Here is a 10,657-nt window from a genome sequence, read left to right as displayed (position 1 = left end):
TGTGCTACGCCTGCGACAACCCGCTGGCACGGGGTGAGAAATATATCTGCACGGACTGTAACGTCAAGCTGCCCTATACTAACTTCCACGTGCATGGCGCTACTGAGTTGAATACACTGCAGCAAAGGTTTTGGGGCAAGGTGCCGGTTCGGTTTGCATTTGCCTACCTCTACTTCAGGCCCAAAGGGCGGGTGCAGCGGCTTTTGCACCGCCTCAAGTACAAAGGAGCGCAAGAACTGGGAGAACAGCTGGGAAAGCGGTATGGCGCGCTCCTCTCCGACCATCGGTACGCGGATCAGTTTGACCTGATCCTGCCCGTGCCCCTCCACCGGCTCAAGTTGCGCCGCCGTGGCTATAATCAATCCGATGGTTTTGCAAAGGGTTTGTCAGATGCTCTGAAAGTGGAATGGAGCAGCAGCATATTGGTCCGAAACACCGACACGGCCACGCAGACCAAAAAGAGTCGGCTGGACCGCTGGCAGAACGTAGAAAAAGTATTTGAAGTAAAGAAGCCCGAGCTGGTAAAAGGCAAACGTGTACTGCTGGTAGATGATGTGCTTACCACAGGCGCTACTTTGGAGGCCTGTGCCGTGGTGTTGTTGGAGAGTGGTTGCCAGGAAGTAAGTGTGGCTACGATAGCAGCTGTCCTGTAGCAGGCATTGCAGGCAAACTCGGTGGGAATGAAAAAAGCCTGGGTAAACCCAGGCCCTTTAATATTAATTAACTGTTAGTTCTTATTTGTTTGATCCGGCATTGATCATCGCGCAACGGAAACCGATCGTTGCAGTAGAGGAATCCTGCGCCATGAATCTTCTGGTACCAGGAGATAGCCAGTAAGCAACATCTTTCCAGGAGCCGCCTTTGAAAACGCGCACCTCGTTATTGATCAAAGAATGGTATCCTTCGCTGCTGTCATAGTTTTCAGCTTCGTCCAGGAAACCATCTCTGCGGAACGGGTTCAGATCTTCTACATCCTGGAAGGAAAGCGGACGGTAAATGTCCTGTACCCACTCATTCACGTTACCAGCCATGTTGTACAGACCGAAGTCGTTTGGCGGGTAGCTGTAGATATAATCCGTGATCATAGCACCGTCGTTCAGGGAGCCTGCTATACCGGCATAGTCACCGCGACCACGCTTGAAGTTAGCCAGGAACTTGCCCATTTGCTTACCATGCGGGTTACGCATCTGGTGGCCGTCCCAAGGGTATAATCTTCTGTTGTGCTGGTTTTCGTCTTCGTTGTATTGCGTACCGATCAGAGCCTGCGCTGCGTATTCCCACTCAGCCTCCGTTGGGAGACGGTAGTTCGGAAGCACATAACCCGATTCGATTGAAAGCGCTTCTGCCTCAACAGGCTCCTGCGCTGCTCTTTTTCCGAACAGGCCTTTTCTCTTGCCACCACCACTTGTCGCTTCTTTCGCTAGGTTCTCGTTCACCTTGGCCGTACGCCAGGTGCAGTAGTCGTTGGCCTGTAACCAGCTTACGCCCACTACCGGGAAGAAACGGAAGCCAGGGTAACGCAGGTAATACGTTACATACGGGTCGTTGAAAGACAGCTGGCGTGACCAAACTGTCGTATCAGGCAAAGCAGCCTGGTATACCTCCGGCAGGGAATCCGCCTTCAGGTAATGCAGGTACTCCAGCCAGTGAATGTTGGCAACCTCTGTCTCATCCATATAGAAAGAAGCAACCGTAACCGTGCGCTCGATGTTGTCGCGGGTCATGGCAATATCTTCTTCCATAGAGCCGAGCGTGGTACGGCCACCTTCTATGAATACCAGACCAGGAGCCTGGGGAAAGTCCTCATAGTCGTTTACCTGAAACGCTGTCTCATCCTCATTGTACTCTATACCTGTGGCGGAGCTAACGTCCCCGGGATCAGTACTAGTTGGGTAGCCTCCCCCTCTTCCGCAGGACGTGAGAAGTATTCCTCCCAAAACGGCAGCCGATACATACTTAATAAGCTTCATAGATTAAGACCTACTATTGATAAGGTTCTTTTAACGTAATTTAATGTGCAATTATAACTAAATTCAGAATGCCGGACAAACAATGTTATGGTTTATTTTATACCTGCCATTGCCCCGCAACAAATTACTCAGATCGATCCGTTCAAAAATCAAAGATATTTCGTTAGCCCCTCCTGCCTGCCTGCCAAAACCCTGCAATCCAATGTCATGGCTGAACCCTATCCGGAGCTGTTCCAGTTCTACTCCCACGATCACGGCCAGACTCTGGTCCTGGTCTGCGCTGGCTATCGGAACTCCTTTATATATAAGTCCTAACGCCAGAGGCGTGTAGATAGTATACAGCGCTGCATCAACCCGGCTAAAATTCTGCTGGCGCGAGAAATTTAGGGCCGGGCTCAGGCTGAACTCCGCATTCCGGCGGCTCAGGCTGGTCGGGAGGTAGAACTTGTAGCCGGCACTGGCAACATACCGCAGGGGCAGTTGGGTGGTTTCAGCAAACCCGTAGTCCGGCTTGTTGAGATGCGAGGCAGTAAAACCCACCCAGAACTGGCGGCTATACACCAGGCCTCCGACAGCAAAGCTCAGGTAGCTGCTTGGTTCGAAGACACTGGCCTCGGCAGAGCGTACGGCTGTCTGCCCGTTGTCGGACAGCTGGTCCCCAAAAACCAGGTTATCGTAATTGATGCGCAGGGAAGAAAAAGACGTCTGCAGGCCGGCTGAAAAAGCCCAGTCTTCTGACAGATTGGTATGATACGCATAGGAAAGAGCCGCCTGCAATTTTTGTAATCCTCCAACACCGGCCTTGTCCTGTTGCAGCACCAGGCCTACGGCACTTTTAGTGCCTTCAAACCGGTAGTCGCCCGAAAGCTGGTTGGTTACGAAAGAGCCGTTGAGCGAAGGCCACTGGTTGCGGTGAGCGACTGCAACACTCCAACTATGGCCCAGGCCGCTGAAAGCCGGGTTCAGGTATAGCCGGTTGGCATACTGCTGCGTAAAGAGCACCTCCTGCGCCGGCAGGGCAAAGCTCCAGAGGCAGCAGGTAACAAATAAAATTATTTTTTTCGGGGCTATCCGCATACTGTAATCACTCCTTAACGGTTATTTAACAGGAGCTAGTGTAAAATTTGCATGGTTTTGGCTATAAAATTATATAGTTTAGCTTTTACTAAAACCAACCATCCATATGAAAAAAGTAGTTATCGGTTTTTTTGTCTTCCTGGCGCTCCTGTTTGCAGTAGCGGCTTTGGTGCCCTTTCTTTTCAAAGATAAAATTAAAGGCGCCTTAGACAAAGAGATCGCCCGGAATATAAACGCCTCCGTGCAGTACAAGACAGAGGACGTGAGCCTCTCGCTCCTGCGCGACTTCCCCAATATGTCGCTGGGCGTTGAAAACCTGCTGATCGTGGGGCAGGATTCATTTGCGACCGACACCTTGGCCCGCATACCTTCCTTCCGCATGGGCCTTGACCTGATGAGCGTGATCACAGGCAACGAAGTGAAAATAAATACCATCCAGCTCAACGATCCGACGATCCGATTGCTGGTGCTCAAGAGCGGCAAAGCCAACTGGGATATCTTTATCGCTGACACGGCGGCAACTGCTGCAGCTGACACCGCTGCCAGCGATTTCAGGATGGCGATCAAGAAATGGGACATCACCAACGGGACACTCTTTTACGATGACCTGAGCATACCTTTCGGGGTTTCAGCTTACAATGTGCACCATACAGGCAGCGGTGACTTTGAAAAAAGTGTGTTCGATATGGTTTCCAAAACCACTGCGGACCGCTTTGTGATGACCTACGATGGCATGAACTACATCGAAAATGCCAAGCTCGATGCCGATGTGACCCTGGCCATGGACCTGGACAAGTACCTCTATACCTTCAAGGACAACAACATCCGCATCAACGAGTTTCCGTTCCAGTTTGCCGGTACGATCCTGATGCCGGAAGAGAATATAGACATGGACCTCACCTTTAAGGCTACGGAGACCGATTTCCGCAATGTGTTGTCGGTGGTGCCGGGTATGTACCAGGAGGATTTCAAAGACATCAAGACAGAAGGCAGGCTGAGCTTTGACGGTTACCTCAAAGGCCGCATGAACGATTCGCTGATGCCGGGCTTTGGCACGGAGCTGAAGATCATGGAAGGTATGTTCAAGTACCCCGACCTGCCCCAGGCCGCCCGTAACATCAACCTGGACATGCGCATCGACAACAAGGACGGCGACCTGGAGAACACAATCATCGATGTGCGCAAGCTGCACCTGGACCTGGGCAAGAATCCGATAGACGCCCGCGTGCTGGTACAAGGTATAGAAACCATGCAGGTGGACGGCAACGTGAGAGCCAATATCGATCTGGATGAGATCACAAAGGTATTCCCTGTAGAAGGCATGACCCTGCGGGGCCTCTTGAAAGTAGACGCCGACGCGAAAGGTACCTACAGCAAAACGAGCATGCCCGTGATAGACGCGGACATGCGCCTGACCAACGGCTACGTGAAGTCAAAGGACTTCCCGGCTCCGATCCAGAACCTGAGCATGGTGACCAATATCCTGAACAAGACCGGCAATACGGATGATACCCGCATCAACGTGGAACACTTCAAGATGACGCTGGACGGGGAACCGCTCGAAGGCCGTGTGCTGGTGCAGGGGATTGACAAGCCTGTTTTTGATGGCCAGATCAAAGGTATACTGGACCTGACCAAACTGACCAAGATCTTCCCGCTGGATGAAATGACGGTATCGGGCCGCATCAACGCGAACGTAGCCGCCAAAGGTAAAATGTCGGATATCGAGGCAGAGAAGTATACCAATGTGACCGCGAATGGCACCATGGCCATCAGCAACCTAAACTTTGTAAGCAAAGACCTGCCACAGGGCATCAAGATAAACAGTGCAGATGCGGTATTCAACAACGAGCGCATCCAGCTCAACAACATGAAAGGCTTCCTGGGTAAAAGCGATATACAGGCCAGCGGTACTGTCTCGAACTACTTAGGATATGCCCTGGCTGAGAACCAGCCTTTGCGCGGTAACTTCAACCTCATCTCCAACACCTTCAATGTGAACGAATGGATGGTGGATGAAAACACCGGCCAGACAACTGCTGCCACTACTGAGGCAGAGGGTGTGGTAGAAGTGCCCGACAACCTGGACATCACCCTGAATGTGGATGCCAAGCAGGTACTTTATGACAACCTGAAGCTGAGCAACGTGGATGGGCGCGTATTGGTGAAGGACAAGGTCGCCCGCCTGGAAACCGTGAAGTTCAGCACCCTGGGCGGTACGTTTGTGACCAGCGGCAGCTACAACACCAAGAACCTGCAGCACCCGCTCTTCGACTTTAAGCTCGATATCCAGAACCTGAATTTTAAAGAAGCTTTCAATGCCTTCAACACGATCCAGGCTATTGCGCCGATAGCAGGTCTGCTGGAGGGTACCTTCTCCACCAAGTTCAACCTGGCCGGAGAGATCGGCCAGGACATGACGCCCGTTTTCAAGTCAATGGATGGAGCAGGTATAATCGAAGTAGTGAAAGCGGCTGTCAAAGATGTGAAGATCGTGGATCAGATCAGTTCGCTGACACGTTTTGATGAGCTGAAGTCATTCGTAATCGAACATAAGAAGATCGATGCGCAGATCATTGACGGCAGCCTGGTGATCAAGCCTTTCGATATGAAAATAGGCAATGTAAATATGACAGTGGGGGGTACCAACAATGTGAATGGCAACATCGACTACGTGACGGCTCTGAATGTGCCGGCTGGTAAAGTAGGCCGTGAACTCAACACGCGCCTGGCAAGCCTGATCGGGAACGAAGACCTGAAGAATTCCGAGCGCATCACCCTGAACCTCAACATAGGTGGAACCCTGTCTCAGCCTCGCGTTGCGCTGGCAGGCGGCAGCGTAAAAGCACAGGCCAAAGACCTGGTGCAGAGTGCCGTGCAAAATAAGGTAGACGACGCCAAATTGCAACTGGAGCAACGCAAGCAGCAACTGCAGGACAGCGTGAAGAATGAACTGGACAGAAAACGCGTGGAGGCAGAAAACAAAGCACGCCAGGAACTGGAGAAAAAGCGACTGGAAGCGGAACAGCAGATCAAGAAGCAGGCAACCAATAAAATTACGGATCTGCTGAAGCCAAAAGCGAAGCCTGCCCCTACGCAGCCGGATACAACAAAGGCAGGCAATAACTAAAATGTAATTTTCCTTAACTGTACGTCTCTCAGAGAATTGTACTTATAGGGACTCCTAAAGGCTGGCTGAATGTATCTTCAGCCAGCCTTTATTTTTGTACTGCTATATAACATTATTTCATTACTTATCGTTTTGTAGTTGCAGGGTTCATAAGAGAAACATTACTACACACTCTGCTCAAAAAATATAGCCCTGTCTGAATCTTCATTTTATCTTCATCTTTGGTTCAGATATTTGCTATGTAACTTTTAAAATAAAACTTTATGAAAGCAAAATTTGTAATTCCTTTCCTGCTGAGTGGCCTTGTAGGTTTCAGTTCATGCGATAGTGACTCTGACAGCAATGGCACCGCCAAGATGGAAGTTCGTATGACGGATGCGCCCGGCGACTACGATGAAGTAAACATAGATATCCGCTCTGTACAGATTCACAAAGAAGTAACGGACAGTGAAGAAGGCTGGCAGACGCTGGACCAGATCCATCCGGGCGTATACAACCTGCTGGACTTTGCCAACGGCCGTGATACGCTGCTAGCCAGTGCCAACCTGCCTGCAGGCACCATCTCCCAGATCAGACTGGTGCTGGGCGACAACAACTCACTGAAACTGAAAGACGGCAACACTGTGGCCTTGAAGACGCCTAGCGGGCAGACTTCCGGTGTAAAACTGCAGATAAATGCCGAACTGAAAGAAGACGTGACCTATGTAGTGTTGCTGGACTTTGATGCCGCTAAGTCGATCGTAGCCAGAGGCAACGGACAGTACAACCTGAAGCCGGTGGTGCGCACCATTACCCAGGCAATAGCAGGCGGTATCAAAGGCAAAGTAACGCCTGCCGATGCGAAGCCAGGCATCTATGTGATCTCAGCTGCGAATGACACGATCGGTGGTTTTGCCAATGATGAGGGTAACTTCCTGATCAAAGGGGTAAAAGCTGGTACCTACAGCGTGAAATTCTACACGGAGAATAACTTACAAGATACCACATTGGTTAATATAAGCGTATCCCAGGACCAGATCAAAGACCTGGGTACGATTGCCTTACCAAAGAAATAATCTCAGGCCTTAAGAGGTATGACTTTGGGTCCTGCTTCTTAAGTTTAGAACACCTATCTGCCCTAAATAAAAAAGGAGCTTCTCGTATCGAGAAGCTCCTTTTTTATTTAGGGTCTAACGCCTTGTGTCTGACGTCTCTTGTCTAATCTAAAATACCTGGCCCATCAGTTCACGCACATAAGTAACGTAATCTGTGTTGGGAGGCGTATGGCCGCTCTTACGCAGGTCCGTGGCCGCCTGCGCACGGTGGTAAGTGGCATGGTTGAACGCATGGGTCAGGATGTCGAGTACGCGGGTGCTATACTGGTGGCCCTGGCTGTTGGTATAGTCTATGAGGCGGTTGAATTCTGCTTCATCGCTGTTGGCTACCAGTTCAGCAATCTTGTACGATGCGTACTTGTGTAACTTCTGCAATTCTTCCAGAGTGTGCTCCTGCCATACCTTTACGGGGCTTTTGGTGCTGGTGATGCGAGCAATCCAGATGGCCTGCGCATTTAGGGCATGGCTAAATAAGCGGGCTGCGTGGGTAGGCAACTCTGGTAACTCAGCAAATACATCCAGCATGGTCTGATTCGCCCAGATGTTGTACTCTGAAAGATTCTTTAATACGTCGTTTCCTGTCATCTTTAATTTAACTTTCTCTTTTATCTTCCCAAATCAGGGTTTCGTTTGTCCGTGTTTCCAAAAAGTCGGTACAGCGCCCGTCCCCTTTGCCGGTAATGCCGCCTTCCGGCTCGCAAAGGAGGTTGCCATCCACATCGTATACCTTGCCCGGGATATCGCAGCAGCGGCTTGGCAGGTAGTATACCTCCTGCTCCTTGTAGTTGTAGCGGTATAATTTGGCAGGCGGATTGGCGGGTGGCTCCTGCTCCAGCTCCCGGATGAGGTCGCTGAGCCAGGCAGCATGTTGGCCTTCGGCATTTTCGTCAGCTGAGTCCTGAGCAGGCAGATCCGAAGATTTGCAGCCACTTACCACGGTCAGCAGTAAAAGCAGTGCAGCAAAAACCCAGCCTGACGATTTTCTCGCGACCATAGTGATCCTTTTTTGAAACAATGCGCAAAGGTAGTTATTTACCTCCTCAATAGGGTGCTCTTTTTAACTGATGTTGCAACACAAAGATAAAGCTTTATTGCACTTAATTATATCCCCCAGGCTTTATAAGTCTACATTTACGTAGTCTGCCCAATAAGGTACAAAAATGAACAGGCCCACGATCACAGCCGTGATCGCCGCCAGCAGTACGGCGCCCGCTGCCAGGTCCTTGGTTTTGCCTGCCCACAGGTTTTGCCCCGGTGATACAAGATCCGTGAGGGTTTCCAGAGCGGTATTGAAGGTTTCGGCCACCCATACCAGTCCGATGCACAGGATGAGCAGGCACCACTCCATCCGGGTTACTTCAAAACCATACCCCATGAGGAGTACCACCACGCTGGCCAGCACATGCAGCTGCATGTTGGGTTCCGAGCGGAATACCGCGTAAAGTCCTTTGAATGCGAAACGAAAGCTGTTGTAGCGCGACTTGATGTAGGAAGGTCGGTCCATGGGAAGCTGTATGGGTGATAAATGGGCTGATAAAGCTATGATTATACTTGGTTGGGTTCAAGAATGTTAGAACAGTACGATGTACCGCTATTGTACAAGTTTCAAGGCGGCTGCCCGGATGCAATACCGGACCTGGGAAGGGGTTCTGGCATCCTGAAACAGGTGGCCCAGGTGCTGTTGGCACTGGCTGCACAGGAGTTGGATGCGGAGCCGGCCATATGTATCGAGTGGGTGGTGCGTCACGTTCTGTCCTATCTGTTCCCAAAAGCTGGGGAAACCAGAGCCGACATCGAACTTTGTCCCTGCCTCAAACAGTTTGTTCCCGCAGTTGCTGCAGGTATAGGTCCCCTGCTCTTCCGGGTGCAGTTGTTGGCTGGGGTCTATCTTCTGGTTGCGAGGCATACTTTCTTCAATAACATCTCCTCTTACATCCTGGTCCTGACGGGAGTGGCAGGCTTATGAAAGTTTTACCAATGTATAGCAAACACACTCAGGGAGAAGTAAGAAATTGGAGTTCGGGGTTTAGTAAAAAAGGCAGATGCGTTTCCACACCTGCCTTTTGATTTTTGGATTAGTCCTCCTTTTCCAGTTCTTCCACCGGTACAAATTTCATCGAGATCGAGTTGACGCAGTGGCGGATGTTCTTTGGGGTCAGGTACTCTCCTTCGAACACGTGGCCCAGGTGCGCCCCACAGTTGGAGCAAACGATCTCGGTGCGATGGCCATCGGCATCCGGTATACGCTTCACGGCTCCTGTAATCTCGTCGTCGAAGCTTGGCCAGCCGCAGTGTGATTCAAACTTATACTCCGAGGTATAAAGGGGCGCATTGCAGCGCCGGCACAGGTAAACGCCCTCGGCCTTGTTGTGCTCATACTCTCCTGTACCCGGATATTCGGTGCCTTTGCGCACGATGATGCGTTCTTCTTCGGGGGTCAGTTTGTTATATTCCGATGGGTCTTTCGCTATTTTCATGGTATATGCTTGTGGTGTTGGTTTGTTTATACGTGTGGTTTTAAAAACAAAGATTGAAAGAAGAAGGTTTAGCCGCGCTGCCTTACCAAGTATAGCGACGGGCTCAACCTACTTTACAAATCATCTAGCACAAGTATAAACCCTGTATCTGAAGTATGCTAGCTGATTCCCCTCTACTTCCACTTTGCCTCTACCCACTTTTGCTGTTGTTCTTTGTTAAGAAACGACCAGGCGACAATGCGGCTTATTTTATTCCCCTGGCCCATCGGAATGGTTTTTACATCTGAGGCGCCTGCTGCTTTTAAAGCATAAAGTATAGGTTTCAGGTTTTCTGATTTCGAGATCAGAGTTGTAAACCAAAAGCAGGAAGTGGCCATTTGCCGGCTCTCGGAGATCATCTTCTCCACAAAACTTTTCTCCCCTCCCTGGCACCACAATTCAGCCTTCTGCCCGCCGAAATTCAAGGTTGGCTTCGCGGCTTTCTTTTGCTGTAGGTTCTTTAGTTTACGGATTGTGCCGGCTAGTGCTTCTGCCAAAGACGCATGAAAGGGCGGGTTGCAAATGGTCAGGTCAATGAAGTCACTTTTTTGGATGATCCCCTGAAAGATATTTTTAGGATTCGGCTGTAGCCGCAACTCCACATGACCCTTCAGTGAGGGATTTGCTTCCAAGATGTTGCCTGATGACTCGATGGAAACCGGGTCAATATCGGCACCAATAAAAGACCAGCCATACTCCCTGTTCCCGATAATAGGGTAAATGCAGCTGGCACCCACACCCACGTCCAGGCATTTTATCATATCTCCTGTCGGGATCTTTCCCTGATTTGAGGTGCCTATCAGGTCTGCCACATAATGTATATAATCTGCTCTTCCGGGAATGGGTGGAGTCAAGTAGTCTTGTGGAATA

General features: G+C 50.5%; 11 protein-coding genes. 4 read left to right on the top strand and 7 right to left on the bottom strand.

The features are described from left to right. On the top strand, nt 1-653 hold a 653-nt coding region (locus OB13_RS02805), incomplete at its 5' end, for a ComF family protein (RefSeq protein ID WP_461488628.1). A gap of 81 nt (nt 654-734) precedes the next feature. Here OB13_RS02805 and gldJ read toward each other — a convergent pair. Next, complete coding sequence (gldJ, locus tag OB13_RS02800) at nt 735-1,970, bottom strand: gliding motility lipoprotein GldJ (RefSeq protein ID WP_461488627.1); 1,236 nt, start codon at nt 1,968-1,970, stop codon at nt 735-737. A gap of 63 nt (nt 1,971-2,033) precedes the next feature. Next, complete coding sequence (locus OB13_RS02795; RefSeq protein ID WP_461488626.1) at nt 2,034-3,047, bottom strand: PorP/SprF family type IX secretion system membrane protein; 1,014 nt, start codon at nt 3,045-3,047, stop codon at nt 2,034-2,036. A 106-nt stretch (nt 3,048-3,153) separates the two neighbouring features. Between OB13_RS02795 and OB13_RS02790 the strand changes: the two genes are divergently transcribed. Together OB13_RS02790 and OB13_RS02785 are read left to right on the top strand one after the other, a co-directional pair. After that, complete coding sequence (locus tag OB13_RS02790) at nt 3,154-6,177, top strand: AsmA-like C-terminal region-containing protein (protein ID WP_461488625.1); 3,024 nt, start codon at nt 3,154-3,156, stop codon at nt 6,175-6,177. Between the two features lie 263 nt (nt 6,178-6,440). Further along, nucleotides 6,441-7,232: a DUF4382 domain-containing protein gene (locus OB13_RS02785; RefSeq protein ID WP_461488624.1), complete on the top strand. Its 792-nt coding sequence runs from the start codon at nt 6,441-6,443 to the stop codon at nt 7,230-7,232. 147 nt (nt 7,233-7,379) lie between these two features. Here the strand turns inward: OB13_RS02785 and OB13_RS02780 are convergent, their stop codons facing one another. From OB13_RS02780 to OB13_RS02770, 3 genes are all read right to left on the bottom strand, one after another. Then, nucleotides 7,380-7,856: a DinB family protein gene (locus OB13_RS02780; protein WP_461488623.1), complete on the bottom strand. Its 477-nt coding sequence runs from the start codon at nt 7,854-7,856 to the stop codon at nt 7,380-7,382. A gap of 7 nt (nt 7,857-7,863) precedes the next feature. Then, the gene (locus OB13_RS02775; protein ID WP_461488622.1) at nt 7,864-8,265 is read right to left on the bottom strand and encodes a DUF6970 domain-containing protein; all 402 of its coding nucleotides are present in this window, start codon (nt 8,263-8,265) and stop codon (nt 7,864-7,866) included. Nucleotides 8,266-8,388: 123 nt separating this feature from the next. Further along, nucleotides 8,389-8,775, bottom strand: coding sequence for a diacylglycerol kinase family protein (locus tag OB13_RS02770; RefSeq protein WP_461488621.1), 387 nt, complete (start codon nt 8,773-8,775; stop codon nt 8,389-8,391). 63 nt (nt 8,776-8,838) lie between these two features. On the opposite strand from OB13_RS02770, the gene OB13_RS02765 reads away from it, so the two are divergent. Next, complete coding sequence (locus OB13_RS02765) at nt 8,839-9,237, top strand: hypothetical protein (protein WP_461488620.1); 399 nt, start codon at nt 8,839-8,841, stop codon at nt 9,235-9,237. A 109-nt stretch (nt 9,238-9,346) separates the two neighbouring features. Here the strand turns inward: OB13_RS02765 and OB13_RS02760 are convergent, their stop codons facing one another. Then, complete coding sequence (locus tag OB13_RS02760; protein ID WP_461488619.1) at nt 9,347-9,748, bottom strand: methionine-R-sulfoxide reductase; 402 nt, start codon at nt 9,746-9,748, stop codon at nt 9,347-9,349. A gap of 173 nt (nt 9,749-9,921) precedes the next feature. Then, nucleotides 9,922-10,657, bottom strand: a 736-nt coding sequence (rlmF, locus tag OB13_RS02755; protein WP_461488618.1) for a 23S rRNA (adenine(1618)-N(6))-methyltransferase RlmF, incomplete at its 5' end; no start/stop codon positions are given.

This window comes from Pontibacter sp. HJ8 (assembly GCF_054824225.1).
Note: the sequence above shows the minus strand (reverse complement) of the source record. Positions and strands in the feature narration are given on the sequence as shown.